General features: G+C 63.7%; 23 protein-coding genes. 11 read left to right on the forward strand and 12 right to left on the reverse strand.

Annotated elements, in window-relative coordinates; translation table 11 throughout:
• Window positions 1-69: 69 nt before the first annotated feature.
• Together NKJ94_RS10130 and NKJ94_RS10135 are read right to left on the reverse strand one after the other, a co-directional pair.
• On the reverse strand, window positions 70-1,632 hold the full coding sequence (locus NKJ94_RS10130) for an amino acid permease (RefSeq protein WP_352524663.1): 1,563 nt from the start codon (window positions 1,630-1,632) through the stop codon (window positions 70-72).
• Window positions 1,633-1,654: 22 nt separating this feature from the next.
• Window positions 1,655-2,479 carry an N-formylglutamate amidohydrolase gene (locus NKJ94_RS10135; RefSeq protein ID WP_352524664.1) on the reverse strand — a complete coding sequence of 275 codons (825 nt, stop codon included), beginning with the start codon at window positions 2,477-2,479 and terminating at the stop codon, window positions 1,655-1,657.
• Window positions 2,480-2,624: 145 nt separating this feature from the next.
• Here NKJ94_RS10135 and NKJ94_RS10140 point away from each other — a divergent pair, with 145 nt between their 5' ends.
• The 3 genes from NKJ94_RS10140 (at window position 2,625) to NKJ94_RS10150 (ending at window position 5,300) form a co-directional block, all read left to right on the forward strand.
• Complete coding sequence (locus NKJ94_RS10140) at window positions 2,625-3,452, forward strand: MurR/RpiR family transcriptional regulator (RefSeq protein WP_352524665.1); 828 nt, start codon at window positions 2,625-2,627, stop codon at window positions 3,450-3,452.
• Between the two features lie 512 nt (window positions 3,453-3,964).
• Window positions 3,965-4,780: an SDR family oxidoreductase gene (locus NKJ94_RS10145; protein WP_352524667.1), complete on the forward strand. Its 816-nt coding sequence runs from the start codon at window positions 3,965-3,967 to the stop codon at window positions 4,778-4,780.
• Window positions 4,781-4,820: 40 nt separating this feature from the next.
• Window positions 4,821-5,300: a MaoC family dehydratase gene (locus NKJ94_RS10150; RefSeq protein WP_502896069.1), complete on the forward strand. Its 480-nt coding sequence runs from the start codon at window positions 4,821-4,823 to the stop codon at window positions 5,298-5,300.
• Between the two features lie 42 nt (window positions 5,301-5,342).
• Here the strand turns inward: NKJ94_RS10150 and NKJ94_RS10155 are convergent, their stop codons facing one another.
• Window positions 5,343-6,044 carry a hypothetical protein gene (locus NKJ94_RS10155; protein ID WP_352524668.1) on the reverse strand — a complete coding sequence of 234 codons (702 nt, stop codon included), beginning with the start codon at window positions 6,042-6,044 and terminating at the stop codon, window positions 5,343-5,345.
• A gap of 190 nt (window positions 6,045-6,234) precedes the next feature.
• On the opposite strand from NKJ94_RS10155, the gene NKJ94_RS10160 reads away from it, so the two are divergent.
• Window positions 6,235-6,876 carry a TetR/AcrR family transcriptional regulator gene (locus NKJ94_RS10160; RefSeq protein WP_352524669.1) on the forward strand — a complete coding sequence of 214 codons (642 nt, stop codon included), beginning with the start codon at window positions 6,235-6,237 and terminating at the stop codon, window positions 6,874-6,876.
• A 172-nt stretch (window positions 6,877-7,048) separates the two neighbouring features.
• Window positions 7,049-7,312, forward strand: coding sequence for a DUF680 domain-containing protein (locus NKJ94_RS10165; RefSeq protein ID WP_502900654.1), 264 nt, complete (start codon window positions 7,049-7,051; stop codon window positions 7,310-7,312).
• 101 nt (window positions 7,313-7,413) lie between these two features.
• On the opposite strand, the gene NKJ94_RS10170 is transcribed toward NKJ94_RS10165, so the two are convergent.
• The 7 genes from NKJ94_RS10170 to NKJ94_RS10200 form a co-directional block, all read right to left on the reverse strand.
• Window positions 7,414-7,638 carry a hypothetical protein gene (locus tag NKJ94_RS10170; protein ID WP_352524670.1) on the reverse strand — a complete coding sequence of 75 codons (225 nt, stop codon included), beginning with the start codon at window positions 7,636-7,638 and terminating at the stop codon, window positions 7,414-7,416.
• Between the two features lie 53 nt (window positions 7,639-7,691).
• The gene (locus NKJ94_RS10175; protein ID WP_352524671.1) at window positions 7,692-8,270 is read right to left on the reverse strand and encodes a sarcosine oxidase subunit gamma; all 579 of its coding nucleotides are present in this window, start codon (window positions 8,268-8,270) and stop codon (window positions 7,692-7,694) included.
• The gene (locus tag NKJ94_RS10180; RefSeq protein ID WP_352524672.1) at window positions 8,263-11,256 is read right to left on the reverse strand and encodes a sarcosine oxidase subunit alpha; all 2,994 of its coding nucleotides are present in this window, start codon (window positions 11,254-11,256) and stop codon (window positions 8,263-8,265) included. Before NKJ94_RS10180 ends, NKJ94_RS10175 begins: the two co-directional genes overlap by 8 nt.
• Window positions 11,253-11,549, reverse strand: coding sequence for a sarcosine oxidase subunit delta (locus tag NKJ94_RS10185; RefSeq protein WP_352524709.1), 297 nt, complete (start codon window positions 11,547-11,549; stop codon window positions 11,253-11,255). The genes NKJ94_RS10180 and NKJ94_RS10185 overlap by 4 nt, the downstream gene beginning before the upstream one ends.
• Window positions 11,549-11,959 (reverse strand): hypothetical protein, encoded by a 411-nt coding sequence (locus tag NKJ94_RS10190; RefSeq protein WP_352524673.1) that lies wholly within the window; start codon window positions 11,957-11,959, stop codon window positions 11,549-11,551. The genes NKJ94_RS10185 and NKJ94_RS10190 overlap by 1 nt, the downstream gene beginning before the upstream one ends.
• Window positions 11,960-11,967: 8 nt before the next feature.
• Entirely contained in the window at window positions 11,968-13,221 is a 1,254-nt protein-coding gene (locus tag NKJ94_RS10195) for a sarcosine oxidase subunit beta (protein WP_352524675.1), read from the reverse strand.
• Between the two features lie 129 nt (window positions 13,222-13,350).
• A complete protein-coding gene (locus tag NKJ94_RS10200; protein ID WP_352524677.1) occupies window positions 13,351-14,097 on the reverse strand; it encodes a HEAT repeat domain-containing protein in 747 nt (248 codons plus the stop codon).
• 193 nt (window positions 14,098-14,290) lie between these two features.
• Here NKJ94_RS10200 and NKJ94_RS10205 point away from each other — a divergent pair, with 193 nt between their 5' ends.
• From NKJ94_RS10205 to NKJ94_RS10230, 6 genes are all read left to right on the forward strand, one after another.
• Entirely contained in the window at window positions 14,291-15,049 is a 759-nt protein-coding gene (locus tag NKJ94_RS10205; protein WP_352524678.1) for an SDR family oxidoreductase, read from the forward strand.
• Window positions 15,050-15,158: 109 nt separating this feature from the next.
• On the forward strand, window positions 15,159-15,545 hold the full coding sequence (locus NKJ94_RS10210; RefSeq protein ID WP_352524680.1) for an SET domain-containing protein: 387 nt from the start codon (window positions 15,159-15,161) through the stop codon (window positions 15,543-15,545).
• Between the two features lie 266 nt (window positions 15,546-15,811).
• Window positions 15,812-16,078 carry a 30S ribosomal protein S21 gene (rpsU, locus tag NKJ94_RS10215; protein WP_023797519.1) on the forward strand — a complete coding sequence of 89 codons (267 nt, stop codon included), beginning with the start codon at window positions 15,812-15,814 and terminating at the stop codon, window positions 16,076-16,078.
• A 160-nt stretch (window positions 16,079-16,238) separates the two neighbouring features.
• Window positions 16,239-17,084, forward strand: a complete 846-nt coding sequence (locus tag NKJ94_RS10220) for a tetratricopeptide repeat protein (protein ID WP_352524681.1) — start codon at window positions 16,239-16,241, stop codon at window positions 17,082-17,084.
• Window positions 17,085-17,220: 136 nt separating this feature from the next.
• Complete coding sequence (locus tag NKJ94_RS10225; RefSeq protein ID WP_352524682.1) at window positions 17,221-17,694, forward strand: DUF992 domain-containing protein; 474 nt, start codon at window positions 17,221-17,223, stop codon at window positions 17,692-17,694.
• Window positions 17,695-18,125: 431 nt separating this feature from the next.
• Window positions 18,126-19,616 (forward strand): MFS transporter, encoded by a 1,491-nt coding sequence (locus NKJ94_RS10230; protein WP_352524683.1) that lies wholly within the window; start codon window positions 18,126-18,128, stop codon window positions 19,614-19,616.
• Window positions 19,617-19,765: 149 nt separating this feature from the next.
• Here NKJ94_RS10230 and coaBC read toward each other — a convergent pair whose 3' ends face one another.
• Both coaBC and ubiB read right to left on the reverse strand, forming a co-directional pair.
• The gene (coaBC, locus tag NKJ94_RS10235) at window positions 19,766-21,223 is read right to left on the reverse strand and encodes a bifunctional phosphopantothenoylcysteine decarboxylase/phosphopantothenate--cysteine ligase CoaBC (protein WP_352524684.1); all 1,458 of its coding nucleotides are present in this window, start codon (window positions 21,221-21,223) and stop codon (window positions 19,766-19,768) included.
• A 65-nt stretch (window positions 21,224-21,288) separates the two neighbouring features.
• Window positions 21,289-22,863, reverse strand: a complete 1,575-nt coding sequence (gene ubiB / locus NKJ94_RS10240) for a 2-polyprenylphenol 6-hydroxylase (RefSeq protein WP_352524685.1) — start codon at window positions 22,861-22,863, stop codon at window positions 21,289-21,291.
• Window positions 22,864-22,870 lie beyond the last annotated feature (7 nt).

The following is a 22,870-nucleotide window of genomic DNA, read 5'->3' on the forward strand; positions in this document are numbered from 1 at the left end:
GTTTCGGGCTTGTCACTTGAAAAGGAAACCACGGCCGGCGCCAATGCCGGCCATGGTCATGAGAGGGGGTCAGGCGCCGGCTTCGCCTATGGCTAGCTCGGCTGCCTTGATCGCCGCCTGGCGCTTTGCGATCTGGTCGCCAATGGGCGGACCCTGGAAGCGGCGGTTCTCGAAACCGAACCAAAGCACCGCGGTCAGCACAATGAAGCCCAGGGTGATATAGAGCACTTTGTCGTTCGGCGGCTGGATGGCGATGTAGAAGATGATCGCCATGCCGATGACCGACAGTATGCAAAACAACTTGAACAGGCCGGCGCCGAGATTCCATGGGCCGGGGTTCGGCCATTTCGCCGTTCCGAAAGCCATCATGCCGAGCACGATCGGAATGATGAAGGACAGGAACAGGAACACCAATGTCGAATTGACGACGATGGTATAGATGTTCGTGCCACCGACCGAGATGAACTGGGCAAGAAAGACATAGATGATCTCGAGCACCGCAGCCGTCCAAATCGCATTGACCGGCGTGCGCCAGGCCGGGCTGACCTTGGCTAGCGAGGCCGAGCCGACCGGCATGCCACCGTCACGCGAGAAGGCGAAAAGCATGCGCGAGGCAGAGGTGACTGTCGCGAGACCGCAGAGGAACTGCGCGATCAGGATAGCCAGATACAGCAGTGTCTTCAGCCACGCCGGCAAGATCGCGTCCATCGTGGCGAAGAACACGCCCCAGCCCTGCTTGGCGCCGGCCGCCAGATCCGGAATCGCCAGTACGATCGCGCACAGCATCACCCAGCCGATCAGCGACGACCAGAGCACGGACGAAACGATTGCCCGCGGAACCGAGTGCGCCGCCCTCAACGTTTCTTCCGAAGTATGCGCCGACGCGTCATAGCCAGTGATAGTGTAAACCGGCAGCAGCAGGCAGAGCAGGAAGAGATAGGTCATGGAATCGGACTGCGGGAAAACACCGCCGCCCGCGTCACCCGAATAGTTGGTGAACGTCCACAGCCGCGTGATGTCGATCGCTGGCGCAAACACCAGGCAGGCGACGATCAGCACGGCTGTCGTTGCCAGGATCAGGAAGCCGGACGCGTCCGTCAACATAGCCGTCAATTTGATGCCGAAATGGTTGAGCAGCGCCTGCAACACGGTGATGAACGCGACAAACCCGACGATCTCACCAGGCGTACCAGTCATGCCGAAGGCTCCGCCGAAAGTGCCGACGAAGAAGAACGCAGTGCCGATGTTGATCGCGCCGAGCACGGTGATCAGGCCGAGCAGGTTGAGCCATGCGGTGAGCCAGCCCGTGAACCGGTTCCCTAGAATGGATGCCCAGTGATAGAGGCCGCCCGCGGTCGGAAATGCAGAGGCGATCTGGGCCATGGCGAGCGCGAAAAATCCCGAAACCATGCACCCGACGATCCAGCCGATACCAGCGCCCGCGCCACCGATGGACGATGTCGCTTGCGCGAAGGAATTGATGCCGCCTGAGAGGATGCAGATGATCGAGAACGAGATCGCGAAATTCGAGAAGCGGCTCATGCTTCGCGACAGTTCCTGAGCATAGCCCATTCCGTGGAGAACTTTCAGGTCCTCCTTCTTGTCACCTTCGCTGTAACCCGGTGCTACCATTTTGAAGTCCCCTTTTGGTTTCTTAGCTGGCCGATTGAACTGACTTTCCGACTGCGCTTGGTCTGGAGCCCTTGGCCGCCTCGGGCTCCAGATTGAGAAAAATGCCGGTGAGCATATCCGCCCATTTCCGCTGCCCGGCTGCGCCGGAGATCTCGTCGTTGCGGATTTCGATCATCGCGCAAGGCAGCCCGCGTGAGCGCGCATGGCGTTCCAGCGTGAAATAGACCCGGTCGGCCGGCGAATAGGGTTCGTTGACGCCGACGGTGACGCCGGCAAGCGGCTTCAGCGCCGCAATCAGCGGCGCCGCCAGCCGGCGGTCCTCGTCATGGATGATGCCGATGTGCCAGGGCCGGCTCATGCCCTTGTAGAGCGGCGTGAAGGAATGGATCGAGACCAGCCGCGTCTCGCGCCCGGCCGCCAGGCGCTCGTCGATGATCGTTGCGATCCGCTCGTGAAACGGCCGCCACGCCAGCGCGATGCGCGCCTCTCGCTGGTCGGCGGAAAGTCCCTGGTTGGCCGGGACCACGGTTTTTTCGCTGGCGCTGACCGTCAGTATCAGGTCCGGCGCATCGAGCGGCCGGTTGCAGTCGATGACAAGCCGCGAGATGCAGGTTTCGACCAGCGTCGCATCGAGCGCCTCGGCCATGCGGCGCGCCACCGGCAAGGCGCCGGGATCCCAGGCGATGTGGCGGGAAAGATCCTCGGCGGCAAGGCCGAGCGTTCCGAATTCCGGCGGCAGGAAATTGGAGGCGTGATCGCAGGTCAGCACGAAGGGGCTTGATCCGCCGGGGTTCGTCACCCTGACGGAATTTGACGATGCAAGGCTGGCGGGCCGTGCTGTCTCCATTGTCTGCCGTCCCCGGGGAGCGCTGTACCGTATGTTACGTATTTTGCCTCATTGCGTCCCTGCGGATGATTTCATACAGTTTGGCCGGCTTTGTCAAACGCGATTTGGATAACGCGGTAACGGCCCGGCCAGGGTGGGGAAAAACATGGTTTCCAGCATTGCCGAACTGATCTCCGACCGCATCGGCACGATGCCGGCCGGCGAACGGCGCGCCGCGCAAACGCTGATCGCCAGCTATCCGCTGATCGGGCTGAAGACGGTCGCCGAATTCTCGGCCGCGGCCGGCGTGTCGTCGCCGACGATCCTGCGTTTCGTCGCCCGGCTCGGCTTCCAAAACTATCCGGAATTCCAGTCGGCGCTGCAAGACGAGCTGGCGGCGCAATTGCAGTCGCCGGCGTCACGGACGCTCAATTCCTCGTCGCAGGGCGGCAGTGCCGTGTCGCCGATGCTGGAGGCGACGCTCGACAATATGCGCGAGACGTTCCGGCATCTCTCCGACAAGCAGCTTGCCGACATCGTCGCCAAGCTGGCCGACCGGCGCGGCAAGACATTCCTGATCGGTGGCCGCTTCACCGACCCGCTGGCGCGCTACATGGCCGCCCACCTCGCCATCGTCCAGCCCAACGTCTTTCACCTCGGCGGACAGGAAAGCGTCTGGCGCGACCGGCTGATCGACATGGGCAAGCGCGACGTGCTGGTGATCTTCGACATCAGGCGCTACCAGGACAGCCTGGTCCGTTTCGCCGAGACGGCCAACCAGCGTGGCGTGCAGATCGTGCTCTTTACCGACCAATGGCTATCGCCGATCGCCCGCTTCGCCCGCCATGTCATCGCCGGACGCACCGCCGTTCCGTCGGCCTGGGATTCATCTGCTGCGCTTTTCGTCGTTGCCGAAGCGCTGATCGGCGCCGTCACAAGGCAGCTCGAGGCTGACGGCGCCAAACGCATCCGCGAACTGGAAAGCCTGCGGTAGAGCCCATTCGGAAACAGACGCTCTTCGCTTCGGTCTAGTCCACTAAAAAACTGATCATCTGCAGGATCAGGATCAGCACAAAGACGCCAAAGACAGTCGCAAAAACCGCTGCCAGCAGGACGGTGCGTTGTTTCTTACCCATAGCTTTCCCCCGAAAGCATAGTCCACGATACGAACGTCAGTCCCGCCTCACTGCTCGGCCACCTCCCAACTCCTCAAGACCCGCCTGCGGCTTGGGCGGAGGAGTAATGACGACTTGCTTCACGCGCGAATGAACCGCTAGCCAAGGTGCTCGCATAGGGGGACGGCTGCATCATTCATCCGACCCATGTCACGCCCAAATGGACGCCTTGCCGTTCGGGCTTAACCATTTCAGCCGCAAAGCGCACCATCGCCTCGGTCCAGCTATTTTACCCGTGGCAAGGATGATCGTAGTTCGGCTAGCCTTGTCGACGTGACGCCGCTCGCTTGAACAACTAGTCAAAAGCGCGGTGAACTGCGCGGAGGGTACGATGAGCTATCTGGACGAGCTGTTCTCAGTCGCCGGCAAGACAGCGCTGGTCACCGGCGCCGCGACCGGCATCGGCCGCATGGCAGCGACTGCTCTGGTCAAAGCCGGCGCCGCCGTGATGATCGCCTCGCGCAAGGGCGAGGACTGCGTCAAGGTAGCCGGCGAGTTGAACGGACTTGGCGCATCCGGCCGGGCCGAGGGCTTCGCCGGCGATGTCTCCAGCGAAGCCGGCATTGCGGCGCTCGTCGACGAGGTCAAAGCTAGGACCGAGCGGCTGCACATCCTGGTCAACAACGCCGGCATCTCCTGGGGCGCGCCGCTGGAAGGCTTCCCCTATCATGCCTGGGCCAAGGTGTTCGGCGTCAACGTCACCGCGGTCTTCCATCTGACGCGCGAATTGCTGCCTCTGCTCGAAGCCGCCGCCAGCGACGCCGACCCGGCCCGGGTGATCAATCTTGGATCGGTGATGGGCACGCAGCCGCTGGCCGACGACGCTTACTCCTACTCGGCCTCGAAGGCCGCGGTTCACCATCTGACGCGCATCCTGGCCATCGAGTTCGCCGCCCGCCGCATTACCGTCAACGCCTTTGCGCCCGGCCCTTTCCAGAGCCGGATGACTGCCTTTGCCACCGGCACCGAGGACCAGGCGAGGCACGTCGGCAACCATGTTCCGATCGGCCGCATCGGCGCACCGGATGACATTGCCGGCGCAACGCTCTATTTGTGCAGCCGTGCCGGCGGCTATGTCACCGGCGCCATCCTGCCGATCGATGGCGGGCAGTCGGTGCAGCACGGGCTGACATTGTTCAAGGAATGAGACCGCTCGCCATCCGGCGGGCGAAACGGAGGACATCAGCGTGGAACCGATCAGTCTCGATGTGCTTCTGGCCAGCGTCGGCAAGGAAGTCGGCGTGTCGCCGTGGCGGGTGGTCACCCAGCGCATGATCGATCAGTTCGCCGACGCCACCGACGACCATCAATTCATCCATTGCGATCCGGAGCGCGCCAGGCGCGAGACGCCGTTCGGCGGCACCATCGCGCATGGCTTCCTGTCGCTTTCGCTGTTGTCGGCGATGACCTTCGAAACCATGCCGCCGCTTGAAAACAGCAAGATGGGCGTCAATCACGGCTTCGATTCGCTGCGCTTCCTGGCGCCGGTGAAGACCGGCTCGCGCATCCGCACCCGCTTCGTGCTGGCCGACGTCAAGGTCAGGCCGTCGGGCTGGGTGCAGACCGCGCACGACGTGACCATCGAGATCGAGGGTTCGAAAAAACCGGCGCTGACTGCGCGCTGGCTGACGCTGACGCTGATCGAACGCCAACCGGAAGCGGTTTGACTCTCGTCAGGCCGACAACCCCCAAATCTATCTGGCCCAAATCTATCTGGCTTCGGCGGCGATGAGCTTCATGTGCCGGCTGACCTGCAGGGCGATGTAGACGACCAGCGCGCAGCCGATCGGGAACACGATCTCGTTGACGCCGGTTGTGATCGCCTGCGGCAGCGCCAGCGCCGCATCCTGCGCCGCGGCAGCCTCTATCGTCAGCGCTGTGACACCGCCGCCGAACAGCGCGCCGATCGAGGCGCCGGCCAGCGCAAAATGAAGCGGACGGGGTTCGTCTTTCGACGCCAGCGATGCCAGTATCCAGCCGAGCAGGCCGTATTCGATGGCGCGCAGCATGCCTAGCGTGGTGAGCGACAGGATGGCCGGCTTTGCCGCCGCGTCGAGCGCGCTGACCATCACCTTTTGCGTGCCCTTGGCGATGCCCATCGCCAGCGGCGCCGACATTGCACCGATCAGGCCGCCGAGCGAGGTCCGCACATTGGCAACCGCGGTGCCGAGGCTGACGCCGGCGCAGACGAAGAACGACCAGGTCACGCCTTGCGCCAGTTCGATCAGGATCTGGGTGGTGGCCGGCAGGGAATCCGCCGCAAATCGCACGGTCAGGATAAGGGCTTCCATGGCAAAGCCGAGCGCTATCGCCAGCCATGTGACGATTACGACGCGCCTGAGCGCCAGCCTGGCGCGATGGGAAAGTGGATCCACGTCCGGCATGGCGGACGAAAGCTCAGTTCCGGTCATAACGGCCTCCCGAAACGAAATTTTTGCAGAGCCGCGAATTAGCCTTTGTCTGTAACAGTCCGATGTTGCCGACTTTGTTGTCGGGTTACATCGTTTTGTGACGTCAAGCCTCTGCTTCACACCGCCCTTGCTCGACGCCGTACAGCGTATATATGACTTACCCAGCCATCAGTCATAAGGCAGTCGGAAATTGCCAATAAGCGTCCAGGAACGCCGCGAAAAACAAAAGGCCGAACTGCGCTCCGAACTCGTCGACGCCGCCCACAAACTTGTCCAGGAAGAAGGCTATGACGGCCTCACTATTCGGAAGCTGGCCAAGCGCGTCGGCTATGCACCGATGTCGGTCTACTCCTATTTCGCTGACAAGCAGGACATCCTGTTCGCGCTGGCCGAAGACGCATTCGAGACCTTGGCCAGGCGCATCGCAAATCATACGGCCGACGACCCGATCGAGGCGCTCAAGGCGGTGCTTGTCGAATACGCCGCCTTCGGGCTGGAAAATCCCAACGAGTACCGCACCGTTTTCATGACCGAAAAAGTCAAGCCGCCGACCGGCAAGACCTTCGCGGAAATGGAGAGCGGCAACCCGGCGATGAAAGTGCTGATCGACAGGGTCGAAGCCTGCGTTGCCGCCGGCAGGCTCAAGGGTGATCCGCGCGCCATCGCCACCATGCTGTGGGCAGTCGGCCACGGCGCCATCGCGCTGCTGATCACCTTCCCGTTCTACCCGTTCGGCGACCAGAAGACGTTCATCACGCGGGTCGGCGACATTATGCTCGAGGCCATTGCCGCACACGAGATTGCGCCGCTCACCACGCCAATCAACTGCTGAGGAGCGGCGCTCCTCCCGATCTGTAAAATCTTTCTCCGAACGATCCGCGCTCCTGCGCCGAGCTTTCGACAATTCCTGCGCTCAATTTCTCCGTACATGTACGATTTCACTTGAACTCCGTGAATCCTGGGCGTATCTGTACGCAGTGTCGTACATGTACGAGATGCAGTAGATGAACCGGAGACAGATGATGAAGAAGGCAATCCTCGCGCTCGCCGCCTTGCTGGCGCTCTCGGGCGCTTCATTTGCCGGCAGCAGTCAGCCAGCCAAGCAAGAAGCGGCCTGCGTTGACAGCAAGACCGGTGCTAAGCTCGATTGCGCCGCGACCGGATCGCTTGAAAAGACGGGTGCCGCGACCCACAAGGGCTCGTCCGACAGCAAGGGTCCGAGGCTCGGCATCGGCATCGATCCGTGGATCGTGCCCAGCAGCTTCTGAGCCGACCGGGCGATAATACGCGGTGACAAACCGAACGGGCGGCAGGAATTTCCGGCCGCCCTTCTTGCCGGCCTCAGCCCTGCTTTATCACGCCGTGCAGATCACTTCTTGCGCTTCTGTCCCACCACGTTTTTGGGCTTGCCGGGTCTTGCCGGCGCGCCGGGAATCGCCGTCCCGGTGATCGACACCGGATCGCTGGCCGGAAACGTATCCTCGAGTCCTTCCTCGAGTTCCTCTTCAATATCCGTTCCAGTGCGCTGCTCGTCTTCGAAAGAGCGCACGGCCGGCGTCTTAGCCGGCGCCTTCGGCGCGGGTTTCGACGGCATCGGCATTCTCCCTCGGCTCGCTGTCGCAGAACGGTCAGGCGCGGCGAACATTCCTATGCTGCCGCGTCGCGCGCTGCCTCCGACAGAAAAGTAAAGACATAGTCGGAGAAGGAACGCCAGCATTCGACGCGGAACGCGTCGGCCGCAGTGCGCAACAGCACGATCTCGACCTTGCCAAGAATGGTGCGCGACGCCGCCCCGACCGGAAAGGCGTCGAGCGACAAATCCTGCGGGCAGCCGGCATTGATCGTCGCAGCAGCAGCCGGACCAGTGACCGATACGGCGACATTGCGATGCGAGATGCCGACCGCCGAATGCGGTACGGAAATCTTGGCGCAATCGGCGAGCGGATCTTTGCCGCTCTCGTCGATGACCAGCCATTCGTCCGGCCCGAGCCACAAGGCCGTGCGTCCAGCCTTTGCCGCCGAGGTTTTCGGCCTTTGCGGCAGGGCGACGCCGAGTGCTTTCGAGAGTGCCGCGATCGAGGCGTCCGGCGCGCGCAGCGAAATGCGCTCGGCCGGCGGCCGCACGGCAAGTGTGACACCGGTGGCGGAAAGCGATTGGCCGGCGAGAGCCGGACGGCGTTCGACCGACGGCCCGGCGGCGGCAGTTTTCAAAGCGGCCTTAGCCATTGAGGCGCTCCCCCTTCTCGTCGAAGAACACCATGCCGGTGACCTCCACCTCGACCACCCCGTTCGGCATCGGTACGTAGAGCGTCTCGCCCATGCGGTCGCGGCCGCCGGCGACCAGCGCCAGCGCGATGGAGCGGCCGCAATTTTCCGACCAGTAGCTCGAAGTGACATGACCGATCATCTTCATCGGGATCGCCTGCTTGGGGTCATCGACGATTTGGGCGCCCTCTTCCAGCACCACTTTCGGGTCCCTGGTCTTCAGTCCGACGAGCTGCTTGCGGCCTTTGGCGACCAGGTCCGGCCGCGCCATGCCGCGAATGCCGACGAAGTCGGTCTTCTTCTTGCCGACCGCCCAGTCGAGCCCGGCATCGTTCGGCGTCACGGTGCCGTCGGTGTCCTGGCCGACGATGATGTAGCCCTTTTCGGCGCGCAGCACATGCATCGACTCGGTGCCGTAGGCACAAGCGCCGTGTTTCTGGCCCTCGACCCATAGCGCTTCCCAGACCGCCTCGCCGTAATCGACCGGCACATTGACCTCGAAGCCGCGCTCGCCGCTGAACGACATGCGGAACAGCCTTGTCGGCACGCCGCAGATCTTGCCTTCGCGGACAGACATGTGCGGCAGCGCCTCGTCCGACATGTCGATGCCCTCGACCAAGGGTTCTATGATCTTCCGCGCGCTCGGTCCCTGAACGGCAATCACCGCCCATTGCTCGGTGATCGAGGTCAGCCAGACGTTGAGATGCGGAAACTCGGTCTGGAGGTAATCCTCCATATGGTTCATGACGCGCGGCGCACCGCCGGTCGTCGTTGTCACATGAAAACGGTCCGGCGCCAGCCTGCCGACGACACCGTCGTCATAGATGAAACCGTCCTCGCGCAGCATGATGCCGTAGCGGCAGCGGCCGGGCTCGAGCTTCTCCCACGGATTGGTGTAGAGAAGTTCCATGAATTTGGCCGCATCCGGCCCGACCACCTCGATCTTGCCCAGCGTCGAGGCATCGAACAGGCCGGCCGTCTTGCGCACCGTGACGCATTCGCGATCGACGGCGGCATGTATGTCCTCGCCAGCCTTCGGAAAATACCAGGCGCGCTTCCACTGGCCGACATCCTCGAACACCGCGCCTTGGCGCTCTGCCCAGGGATGGATCGCCGTCTTGCGGGTCGGGTCGAACAGTGGACCCCGCGCGTGGCCGACGATCGAGCCGAATGTTACCGGCGTGTAGGGCGCGCGGAACGTCGTCAAGCCGACCTGCGGGATCGGCTTGCCCAGCGTATCGGCGGCAATCGCCAGGCCGTGCATATTGGAGGTCTTGCCCTGGTCGGTCGCCATGCCGTTGGTGGTGAAGCGTTTGACGTGCTCGATCGAGCGCATGCCCTCATGCACCGCCTGGCGGATGTCCTTGGCGGTCACGTCGTTCTGGAAATCGACGAACGCCTTCACCGTTGTGTCCGCTCCGGCACCTGGCGCAGCACCCAGCATGCCGCGCGACCAGCTTTCGCCGGCATCGACCTTCGGCTTGGTGCTCTTGGCTGGCTTGCTACCGGCATCCTTGGCCGCCTTGGCGCCGGCGGCGTAGGCCTCGTCGATGGTCGCCGACAGGCCGTCAGTGCCGTTGCAGGCGCCGACCGAGACACAATCCTGCGCATAGATGCCGGGCACGAAGCGCTTGGTCTCGTCGTTGAAGGCAACCTTGCCGCGCGATTGCGAGAACAGATGCACCGACGGCGTCCAGCCGGCCGACATCAGGATCGCGTCCACCGGGATGGTGCGCTCGCCGCCGCCGTTCTTCGGCTGCACCGTCATCGACGACACCCGCAATTTGCCGCCGGCGCGGATCACCGCACGGCCGAAATTGATCTCGATGCCGAGCGCCCTTGCCTCGTCGATCACCGGCCCGGTCGGGTTGTCGCGCAGATCGACGATGGCCGCCACATTGAGACCGGCCTTCTTCAGGTCGATCGCCGCCGCATAGGCGGAATCGTTCGCCGTATAGACCCCGACATTCCTGCCGACGGCGACGCCATAATGGTTGAGATAGGCGCGCGCCGCCGATGCCAGCATGATGCCAGGGCGGTCGTTGTCGGCAAACACCATGTGCCGCTCGATGGCGCCGGTCGCCAGCACGACGCGCCTGGCGCGAACCTGCCACAGCCGCTCGCGCGGCAGGTCGCGGCCGGGGTTCTGCAGATGGTCGCTGACGCGCTCGACCAGCCCGACGAAATTCTGCGCGTAATAGCCGAAAGCGGTGGCGCGCGGCAGCACGCGAACATTGTCCATGGCCTTGAGCTTGGCCACTGCCGATTGCGCCCAGGCAAAACCGTCCTGGCCGTCGATCCTGGCACCGCTCTCGAACCGCAGGCTGCCGCCGAATTCCGCCTGCTCGTCGGCAAGGATGACGCGCGCGCCGGTCTCGGCCGCGGCCAATGCCGCGGCTATGCCCGCGGCACCGCCGCCAAGCACCAGCACATCGCAATGGGCGAAGCGCGCCGAATAATGGTCGGGGTCCGGCTGGTCGGGGGCGACGCCAAGGCCGGCGGCGGCCCGGATCTTGGGCTCGTAGAGGTTTTTCCACGCCGCCTTCGGCCACATGAAGGTCTTGTAGTAGAAGCCGGCCGAAAGCATCGGCGAGGCGATGTTGCTGACCGCACCGATATCGAAAGCGAGCGACGGCCAGCGGTTCTGCGACTGTGCCGTCAGCCCGTCGTAAAGCTCCTGCACCGTGGCGCGGACATTTGGTGTCTTCCTGGCGGAATCGCGCTTGATTTCGACCAGCGCATTCGGCTCTTCCGCGCCGGCCGACAGGAAGCCGCGCGGCCGGTGGTACTTGAACGAGCGGCCGACGAGATGGACGCCATTGGCAAGCAGTGCCGAGGCCAGCGTGTCGCCCTCGATGCCGGTATAGGGACGGCCGTCGAAGCTGAAGCCAGCCATCTTTGCCTGTTTGAGCCGCCCGGCGCCGGCAATGCGGAACGTGGCGCTCATTTGGTGGCTCCCGGCAGCTTCGCGGGCTTCGGCTCGCCGGCCTTGTAGGTCATCAGGAACCTGTCGCTGACGGTGTCGCGCACGGCATTGAAGAACCGCGCGCAGCCATGCATGTGCCGCCAGCGCTCATAGATGATGCCCTTGGGGTTTGAGCGGATGAAAAAGAACTTTTCGAAGTCGTCGTCAGTCTCGCCGGCGATGTTGGGGGAACGCGCAATATGCGCCTCGCCGGCGTTGCGGAATTCGAGTTCCGGACGCTCTTCCTCGCAATAGGGGCAGCGGATGAGAAGCATCAATCGACTTTCTTGGATTTGGTCGACCCATCATGTGCAGAGCCGTCATGTCTGCCACGATTGGTCACAACATTTTCTTCGGCAGGGCGGTCTTCGACGAGCAATCCTACCGCGCGCAAATTCACTTTGGCTCGATCGACATCAGCTTGCGTTCGTGGTCCAGAGAAGGTTCTTGGGGAACCGATATTCAGAAACGCGTTTTTGAGTATTTTCGGTATGGCAAACGCCCACACGCAGAAAAAAGTAGGTACGCCCACAACTACAAACATGGCCAACATGACGGGATCGACCCCGTTAGCCTCATACCCGACTATTCGAACCAAAATCTCCCTGACCACCAACAGCATGAAGAGCACCGTGACGCCCACGAGGGCCAATCCGAAAAGCATGGTGTGAGTCTTGCGCGTCATTGCGGCCTTCAGTGCGCCACCGCTGCCGCCGCCGCCTCGTCGATGAGGCGGCCGGTGCGGAAACGCTCGATCGTGAAGGGCGCGTTGATCGGGTGCGGATCGTCCCTAGCGATGGTGTGGGCAAAGACATGGCCCGAGCCCGGCGTCGCCTTGAAGCCGCCGGTACCCCAGCCGCAATTGACATAGAGGCCGGGCACCGGCGTCTTGGCCAGGATCGGCGAACGGTCGGGCGTCACGTCGACGATGCCGCCCCAGGAGCGCAGCATCTTCATGCGGGTGAAGATCGGGAACATCTCGCAGATGGCGTCCAGCGTATGCTGCAAAATGTGCAGCCCGCCGGTCTGCGAATAGGAGACATACTGGTCGGTGCCGGCGCCGATGACCAGCTCGCCCTTGTCGGACTGCGAGATATAGGCATGCACCGTGTTCGACATGACCACACAAGGCACCACCGGCTTGACCGGCTCCGACACCAGCGCCTGCAGCGGATAGCTTTCCAGCGGCATGCGCACGCCGGCCATGTTCATGATCACTGAAGAGTGGCCGGCGGCCACAACGCCGACCTTCTTGGCGCCGATGAAGCCGCGCGTCGTCTCGACGCCGCTGACCGCGCCGTTCGGCGCGCGCTTGACGCCGGTGACCTCGCAATTCTGGATGATGTGGATGCCGCGCGCCGAGGCGCCGCGCGCATAGCCCCAGGCGACCGCATCGTGCCGCGCCGTGCCGCCGCGGCGTTGCAGGGAGGCGCCCATCACCGGATAGCGCGCATCGGGCGAAATGTTGAGCGGCGGGCAAAATTCCTTGGCCTGCTCCGGCGTCAGCCATTCATTGTCGATGCCGTTCAACCGGTTGGCATGGACGTGGCGTTTCAAGACCTGGATGTCGTGGATGTTGTGGGCGAGCATCATGACGCCGCGCGGCGAATACATGACGTTGTAGTTGAGCTCCTGGCTGAGCCCGTCCCACAGCTTCAGCGCGTGGTCGTAGATGCCGGCGCTCTCGTCATAGAGATAGTTTGAGCGGATGATGGTTGTGTTGCGGCCGGTATTGCCGCCGCCGAGCCAGCCTTTTTCCAATACCGCTACGTTGGTGATGCCGTGTACGGTGGCGAGATAATAGGCGGTGGCTAGGCCGTGGCCGCCGGCGCCGACGATGACGACGTCGTACTCCTTCTTCGGCTCCGGCGAGGACCATTGTTCCTCCCAACCCTTATGGCCGCGCATGGCCTCGCGGGCGATGGCGAATACCGAGTATTTCTTCAACGTCGCAGGCCTCGCAAATGGCGGCCGGGCATCCCACTCAAGCTCCGGCGCGCGAGCTGTATCACTAGCGAAACGACGCTGCCAGCCTTGCACTGTTTGCGACGGCGCTTGCCGTTTTGCGCCGTGCCTTCAACGGCCGTTGTTCTGAGTTTCGCCTTTCGACGTTTCAGACGACGCACGCTTCAAGATTGACGGCCCGATTGCATAGGTCGGCCGCAAATAACCTTGACGGCAATCGGCGGCGATTTTACGAACTTCCGCATCGTCCGACTGCTCCGCCATGGCCACGAAGCGCTCGACGATCACATCGCGCGGCCTTATAGCCACTGCGGCTGCAAAGCGCCGTAAAAGTGCATCCGGGTGGTTGAGCAACCTCGGCAGGTCCCTGGAGCTCGGCATGAAATGCTGGCCGTAAGCGTTGACCAACGCCCCAAAAGCCGAGTCCGGACGCAACGCGGCGGCATTTTCCACCGCGAGCCGTAGCTGCCAGCGCTCCGCAATGCAGATGAACTCAACGACCTTCCATCGAACGCCGGCATGTTCGTCATCCAGCCGCAGCATCACGCGACCGAGAATGGCGCCATCGGCTGGCGTGGTGCAGCGCCCGAGCGCCTCGATGGCATCGAACCGGGTGCGCGACTCTTTACTGTCGAGCAGTTCGGCTATCTCTGCAACAACACAGTTCAGCCTGAAGCTCAGGAGCCTGGAACCTATTTCGACCGCTATGAACACCGCTGCAGCTTGTGTCCGGGCATTGCTGGAGACCAGCAACGGTCGGAGATTTTCTACCGGAAAGCCTTTGGCAAATTCCGAACGAAGAGCCCACGTCAACTCACCGTCGCCCTCGAAGCCGGGCTCCAGCAACTTGCTCATCATGTCTTGGGGGGTCATTGCAAATGGGTGGCGCGTCCACCCGCGAGTTTTGGATGACGAGCCGTAGCCTGGTGGCCAGCGGACGTCAAGAAGCACCATCGAGGGAGCGCAGGTATCGGGTGGCTCGCACCGCCCCGATTTGCGACCAAGCATCCCGATTGCCGGCAAGAGCCGGCGCGAAAAAAGGATGCAAAAAATGCTCGCACTTGCCAACAAGATCGCCATCGTCACTGGCGCCAGTTCCGGCATCGGCCGCGCCACCGCAAAGCTCTTTGCCGAGCAAGGCGCCAAGCTCGTCGTCGCAGCCCGCCGCCACGCGGAGCTCGACATCCTCGTTGATGAAATCCTCGGGGCCGGCGGGATGGCCGCAGCACTTGCCGGCGACGTCACCGAAGAGGCCTATTCGAAAGGACTTGTCGATCTGGCGCTGGAGAGGTTCGGTGGGCTCGATATCGCCTTCAACAATGCCGGAGCCGTGGGTTTGATGGGTCCGGTTCCCGACATGTTGCCGACGACATGGCATGAGACGATGGACACCAACCTGACTAGCGCCTTCCTCGGCGCCAAATACCAGATTCCAGCGATGCTGGAGCGCGGTGGCGGCTCACTGATCTTCACCTCCAGCTTCGTCGGCCGAACCGCCGGCATGCCGGGCATGGCGGCCTATGCCGCGGCCAAGGCCGGCCTCATTGGATTGACGCAGGTTCTGGCCGCTGAATTCGGACCGCGAGGGCTGCGCGTCAATGCGCTGTTGCCCGGCGGCACCGACACGCCGGGCGCGACGACGACCACGCCGGAGGCCAGGGCTTTCGTCGAAGGCATTCATGCCCTGAAGCGTATGGCGCAGCCCGAAGAGATCGCTCGGTCCGCGCTCTATCTGGCTTCGGATGCGTCGAGCTTTACCACCGGAACGGCGCTGTTTGCCGACGGCGGCGTCTCGATCACCCGGACGTGAGGGTTCGGCGGGCACAACGCATGCCCGCCGGCCGAAATGTCGCGAACCGGCTCTTGATTTTTCCGGCGATTTGACGATTCCGTCTTCTCCTCGAAGACGGGTTGGAAACATGCTGCTGATCAGGACTTATATCGCCGCGAGCGCAATCGAAGGCGTCGGCGTGTTCGCCGCCGAGCCGGTCCGGAAAGGGACGCCGATCTGGCGGCTCGATCTGGACCTCGACCGGCTGATCCCGATGGAAAAATATGAGACGGCGCCGCCGCATCTCAGGGAATTGCTCGATAGATATGCCTATCCCAGTCCGGACCGGCCGGGCTTCATAGTCTATGAGGTCGACAATGGCCGCTTCATGAACCATGCCGACAAGCCGAACACCGATTTTTCACAATATGGCGGAGCCACCGCGATCCGCGACATCGCCGCCGGCGAGGAAATAACCTGCGACTACGGCGAGTTCTTCGAGGGTTTCGAGCAGCTGCACCTGGCCACGGCGTAGCGGCGCCTATCTGACCCAAGACGAATTTTGTTCTTGCTTTGTGCCGGCAGCTATGCTAGTAATTTGCGTATAGCGCTGATTCACACCGACGACCCGCCGCCGAGGCGGGTTTTTCGTTTCAGGGTCGGCACCGCCTCTCAATCGGCTGTGGACAGAGCGCCCTGATTCTGCTATCAGCCGCCCCAATTCGTGGTGTAACGCGCCGCGGAGGCTTGTGGCTATGGCCGCTTGCCTGTTGATTTCAAACCCGAAAGACAGGATTGCCCGTGCAGGTACTCGTCCGCGACAACAATGTTGATCAGGCGCTTCGCGCGCTCAAGAAAAAGATGCAGCGCGAAGGCATCTTCCGCGAAATGAAGATGCGCGGACATTACGAGAAGCCTTCCGAGAAGCGCGCCCGCGAGAAGGCGGAAGCCGTGCGCCGCGCCCGCAAGCTGGCCCGCAAGCGCGCCCAGCGCGAAGGCCTGCTGCCGATGACGCCGCGTCCGGTCGCAGCCGGTGCTGCCGGTGCTCCGCGTCCGCCGCGGTTCTGACGCCAATTTTTCGTCCTTTTCCAAGGATATCCAAGGTGGCGCGATGCGGAATCGCCGCCACCTTTTTGTTTTGAGTTCGACCCGGTCGAGACGGCCGGTGCGGAGAGATGCCGGTTCGGAGGGGGAACGGACCTGACGGCGCAGTGAGGACAGGGCAGACATGGACGCAATCACCGTAGAGCGCAGAACCGCGTGGCGCGGCTTCGTCCTGACGGCAGCCCTGCTTTCCGGGTTGGCGCTTGCCGGCTGCCAGACGGTTCCTACCGGCGAGTTCAACAACATCGACAAGGCGCAAGGCTCGAGCGAGAACATCTCCTCGCTGTCGGCGGTGATCCAGCGCAACCCCCAGGATCCGGAAGCCTACAATGTGCGCGGTTCGGCCTATGGCCGCGGCGGCCAGTACCAGGCGGCGCTGAAGGACTTCAACACCGCCATCCAGCTCAATCCGAATTTCTACCAGGCCTATTCGAACCGCGCGCTCATCCAGCGCTTCCTTGGTGACCAGGCGAGCGCGCTCGCCGACTACAACCGCTCGATCCAGATCAATTCCAACTATGACGCCGCCTATATCGGCCGCGGCAATCTCTACCGCAGGGCCGGCCGGGTCCAGGACGCGTTCAACGATTTCCAGAAGGCGATCCAGCTCGACACGACCGACGCGCGCGCCTATCACAATCGCGGCCTGATCTATCAGAGTCAGGGCCAGCACGCCTTTGCCATCGAGGATTTCTCGACAGCCATTTCGTTGGCGCCGGACGCCTCCGAGCCCTACAACGGACGCGGCCTCTCCTACCTTGCCATGAACGACGAGGACAATGCCTTCGCCGACTTCAACATGGCGATCAAGCTCGACGGCAAGAACGCCGAGGCCTGGTCCAACCAGGCGCTGATCTACGAGCGGCGCGGCGACAAGGTCAGGGCCTCGAAATCCTACCGCGAGGCAGTGCACCTCAATCCGACCTACCAACCGGCCAAGGACGGTCTGGCCCGCACCAGCGCCGGCTGACCGGGCCGGTTTATCGGGCGTCCGTTTCCGCACTTCGACAACCCTGCGTTTACCCTTGCCTTGTTGGCGCCAAGGTTTCGGCGGAACGCTCGGCGTGCTCAGCCGTTGTTCAAAGCAGTTTCGAAAGGACCTTCCCATGATCAAGCAACTCGCCTGTGCCGCCGCTCTCGCCACGACGGTTCTTGCCGCTCCCGCCAGCCCCGGCAAGCTTCAGCTCGGCGTGCTCGACTGCACCATCGACGGCGGCACGGCCTATCTGGTCACCTCCAACAAGGGTGTTTCCTGTGTCTTTCGTCCGCATCGTGGCGGCCCTTCCGAAGTCTATACCGGGGTGATTTCCAAGCTCGGCGTCGATGTCGGCCGGACGCATCAAGGCCAGCTGGTATGGGCGGTTCTGGCGGCAACCCGCAACCACGATGAAGGCGATCTTGCCGGCGCCTACTATGGCGTGAATGCCGAGGCCAGCGTGGTCACCGGCGGCGGCGCCAATCTCCTGGTCGGCGGCCTCGGCAGCGCCTTTTCGCTGCAGCCGCTCAGCGTCCAGGCACAGACCGGCGTCAACCTGGCAGTCGCCGTCACCTCGCTGGACCTGATCCACTCGTTCAAATAGGCGGCATAGCGTGGCTCCGCGCGCGGCGGGGGCAGCGTAGGTGTGCTGATATTCAGGTGAAGCGGCCTGCGAATAGCTGCCGAAGCCGAAAGCCCATGGATTCCGGCAAGCCCACTCCGCAGAGGATGTGCTGCCCTGATGTTCAAAGTTGCAGCGCTCAGGAAGTCACGGCATCCCAGGGTCTCCGCGACGTCGCTCCGCTCCTGCTCCGCCCTAGGATCCATACCGTTACGGTGGCTGAGGAGTGCAGCAGCCCAGTTTTGCTTGCGTCTCACCCGCATGATTTTTGGATCCGCTACCAACGGCGAATAAAAACCGCTTGAACTCAACTACGGTTGAGGTTCTACAAGCCCTCCCGATACCGCGGCACGCGTCATTGGACGCGAAGAACGCTCCAACATTTTGGGCTATGGGAAATTCGGGAGGACGGGGTGACCAAGACCGGCACGAACAAGGTCGACTGGCGCGCGTTGTGGGCGAGCGGCGACCTGGCGCGCTTCTGCTTCATCAGCCTCGGCATCCTGCTGCACGCCACCAACGAGACGATGGTGGCAACGGTCATGCCGGCCATGGTCGGCGAACTCGCCGGCGTGCAGTTGGTCGGCTGGTCGCTCGCAATCTACGAGCTCGGCGCCATCGTCGCCGGTGCTGCGGCGGGACGGCTGGTGAGCTATGTCGCGCTGCGCACCAACATGATGGTCGCCGCCCTGCTCTATGCCGCCGGTGCGCTGGTCTGCGCCACCGCGCCTTCGATGCCGCTGTTCCTCGCCGGCCGTCTGATCGAAGGGCTCGGCGGCGGTGCACTGGTGTCGCTGGCCTTCGTCTCGGTCGAGCGGCTGTTTGCCCGCGCGATCTGGCCGCAGCTCTTCGGCGTCATGTCGGCGATCTGGGGCGTCGCTGCCTTCAGCGGGCCGGTGCTCGGCGCGGCCATGACCGAATTCTCGTCCTGGCGCTGGGCCTTCGGCGTCTTCACCCTCGGCGGCGCGGCCATGGCGCTGGCAAGCTTCATCGTGCTCGACACGCCGGAGGCGACAAGGCCACAGGCGGCCAGCGGCTCGGCGCCGCCCTTCCCGTTTGCGGCCCTTGGCTGCCTCGCCGTCAGCGTCGTGCTGATTGCCACCGCCGGCGTCGACATCGCCCTGCTGCGCTCGTCGCTGCTGCTCACCCTCGGCCTGATCGGCCTGATGCTGTTCATCTATATCGACGCGCTGAAGCCACGCTCGCGCCTGTTCCCGTCGCGGCTGTTCTCGTGGCGCTCGCCGGTCGGCGCGGGCATGACCATGGTCGCGGCGTTCTCGGTGGCGACCTGCTCCTTTACCGTCTACGGACCGCTGCTCCTGACCAGCCTGCACGGCATTCCGATCCTGACCACCGGCTATATCATCGCCGCCGAACCGATCGCCTGGTCGATCCTGTCGATCCTCGTCGCCAATGCGCCGCCGGAACGCGAGCGGCTGATCATCGTCGGCGGTGCGCTGATGATCGCCACAGGCGTCGCCGGTTTCGCCTATACGGTTCCGGCTGGCTCGATCCCGTTGATCCTGCTTTGTGCCCTGTTGCAAGGCGGCGGCTTCGGCATTGCCTGGCCGTTCGTCACGCGCGTCATCGTGGCATCGGCGCGGGAGGGCGAGCAGACGATCGCCTCGGCCGCCGTGCCGACCATGCAGCGCATCGGCTATGCCGTGGGTGCGGCGCTGACCGGCATCGTCGCCAACGCCAGCGGCTTTTCCGAGGGCCTGAACCGCGAGGCCGCGGCAAATGTCGCCGCCTGGCTCTTCCTCGCCTTCATACCGCTCGGCATCCTGGGGTGCCTTGCCGCGCTCAGGATTTCCGGGGCGGCGAAGCTGCCGATCTCCCCCCTCGTGGGGGAGATGCCCGGCAGGGCAGAGGGGGGCGCGACGGATCGCCAAACGTGGACTTAAGCTACCCGATACGAGCGCGCAGATTCCCGGGATCCTGTTTGTTTCGAGCGCGGCGGCAGACGATCCTTCGAAACGTCGGCGGGACAGCGCCCCCCTCTGGCCTGCCCTCTTTGCCACCACTTGGCATCTCCCCACGAGGGGGGAGATCGCTAAACCACAACCGTCTTCAGCCGCTCGGTGATCAATGCCGCAAGGCGCGCAGCTACTTCGTCCTTGCTCATCTCGGGCCATTCTTCGACACCGGATTTCGAAACGATCCGCACCTTGTTGCGATCGCCACCCATCACGCCGGGGGAACCGCGTTCATGCGAGACGTCATTGGCGACGATGAGATCGGCACCCTTTCTCGCAAGCTTGGCCTCGGCATTCCTGACCAGATCCTGTGTCTCCGCAGCGAAACCGACCACCAGCATCGGCCGCTTTTTGTGATGCCCGACACCGGCAAGGATATCAGGATTTTCCAGCATCTGCAGCGCCGGCGGCCCCTCGCCGGCCACCTTCTTGATCTTTTCCCCGGCTGAACTTTGAATGCGCCAGTCGGCGACAGCGGCGACGAACACCGCCGCGTCGGCCGGCAGCAACTGCTCGACCGCGTCCTTCATCTCGACGGCGGTTTCGACGTGCAGCGTAGCGACGCCGGCCGGATCGGCAATGCCGACCGGGCCGGAGACGAGGCGAACGTCGGCGCCAAGCTTCGCCAGCGCCGCCGCGATCGCATGGCCCTGCTTGCCCGACGAGCGATTGGCGATATAGCGGACCGGATCGATCGGTTCATGCGTCGGCCCGGAGGTGACGATGATCTTCCTGCCCGCCAGCGGCTTTGGCCGGCTGTCGAGCAGCGCCTCGATCGCGGCGACGATCTCCAGCGGCTCGGCCATGCGGCCCTCGCCCGCTTCGTTGCTTTCGGCCATCTCGCCCTTCGCCGGGCCGACGAATCCGACGCCGTCCTTGCTCAGCGTCGCACGGTTGCGGCGGACCGCCGGATGCGACCACATTTTCGGGTTCATCGCCGGCGCCATCAGCACCGGTTTGTCGGTGGCTATGAGGACGGTCGAGGCAAGGTCGTTGGCATGGCCATTGGCGAGCTTTGCCATCAGGTCGGCGGTGGCGGGTGCCACGACCACAAGAGCGGCCTCGCGCGACAATCTGATGTGGCCGATATCGTGCTCGTCCTGCCGGTCGAAGAGTCCGGTGAAGACATGGTCGGCGGACAGTGCTCCGGCCGACAGCGCGGTGACGAATTCCTGCGCCGCGGCGGTCATCACCACGCGCACCGCAGCGCCGCGTTCGCGCAGCCGGCGGATCAGGTCGAGCGCCTTGTAGGCGGCGATGCCGCCGCCGATGATTAGCAGGATGCGCTTGCCGGAGAGGATGCCTCGCACGCTGGAGACGGCAACCATCGGCGTTGCCGGACTTTGCGAACTCGTCAGCTCGCGCAGTGTTTTCTCGATCTGGTCGATGCGGCCGACCGGACCGAGCTGACCTTCGACCGCTGCGCGGATCATCACCCGCGCCTGGTCTTCCATCGACCGGCCATTCTCCGCCGCAAGTCGGCGCAGCAGGTCCTTGACCTCGTCATCAAGGTTGCGGATCGTGATGCTGGCCATCTGATTGCACTTTGCCCGAAATCGGTGAAAGCAACGATAGCAATGCAATCACTTTGGAACAAGCGCTAGAATATACGCCAGGCAATATACACCATCGTCAGAGCGATCACCCACAGCGCCAACCGGCCGGAGCGGGTGTGGCGCGCCTCGGCCTTGCCGATCGCGTCCGCCGTCCCCTCGTCGAAGCGCAGGCCGTTTTCGGCCATCAGGTCGATCTCACGCGACAGCCGCTCGGTACGGGCTGCGAGGTCCGGCGCCTGACGGGCCAGCGCCAGCAGCGCGCTGGCGCCGTCGCGCGCGTCGGCCAGCAGGGCGCGCGGGCCGAGATTGCGGGCAATCCAGCCGCTGACCACCGGTTCCGACGTCTTCCACATGTTGAAGGCCGGGTCGAGCGTGCGGGCGACGCCCTCGACAACGACCATGGTTTTCTGCAGCAGCACTAGCTCGGATCGCGTCGCCATGTCGAACAGGTCGGTCACCTCGAACAGAAGCGTCAACAGCTTGGCCATCGAGATGGTCTCGGCCGGCTGGCCGTGGATCGGCTCGCCGATCGCCCGGATCGCCTGGGCGAACGCCGCGACATTGTGCTGGCGCGGCACGTAGCCGGCCTCGAAATGCACCTCGGCCACGCGCAGATAGTCGCGGGTGATGAAGCCGTAGAGGATTTCAGCGAGGAACCGGCGCTCCTTCCTGCCGAGCCGGCCGGCAATGCCGAGATCGACTGCAACGATGGTGCCGTCGGCCTCGACGAACAGGTTCCCCGGATGCATGTCGGCATGGAAGAACCCGTCACGCAGCGTATGGCGCAGGAACGACTGGACCAGATTGGCGGCGATCGCCTTCAGATCATGGCCGGCGGCAGCGAGGCCGGCAATATCGTTCATCTTGATGCCGTCGACCCATTCCATGGTCAGCACGTCGCGACCGGTGCGCTCCCAGTCGACCGACGGCACGCGAAAGCCGGGATCGTCCTTGGTGTTTTCGCCGAGCTCCGAAAAAGCTGCCGCCTCCAGCCTCAGGTCCATTTCGATCTTGGTGGTCTGGGCGAGTGTCTCGGTCACCTCGACCGGCCGCAGCCGGCGCGACGACGGGATGTATTTTTCCTGCAGCCGGGCGGCGAGGAAATAGCTCTCGAGATCGCGAAAGAAGCGGCGGCGCACGCCCGGCCGGATGACCTTCACCGCCACCCGGGTAACGACGCCGTCCTGCAGGGTTTCGGCGGTATGGACCTGGGCGATCGAGGCGGCGGCGACCGCCTCGCCGAAACCGACATAGAGCTCGCCGACCTTGCGTCCGAGCGAGGCTTCTACCGCGGCAACGGCCTCGGCCTTCGGAAACGTCTGCATCTTGTCCTGCAGCATGGCGAGATCAAGCGCTATATCGTTGCCGACGACGTCCGGCCGCGTCGCCAGGAACTGGCCAAGCTTGACGTAGGATGGGCCGAGCCGCACGACCGCCTTGGCCAGCCGGTCGCCGCGCTCATAGGCAAGCGCGCGGCGGCGGGTGAACAGCCGGGCCATCCGCCAGCCGAATCTCGGCAGACCGGAGAGCTCGTCGCCGGGTAACGCCGCGATGACGCCCTCGCGGACCAGCACCCAGCCGGCCCGAACGAGCCTTAAACCAGCGCCGATGCTGCTCATGGCTGGC

It is taken from the genome of Mesorhizobium sp. M0060, from assembly GCF_040323155.1.
Lineage (GTDB): Bacteria > Pseudomonadota > Alphaproteobacteria > Rhizobiales > Rhizobiaceae > Mesorhizobium.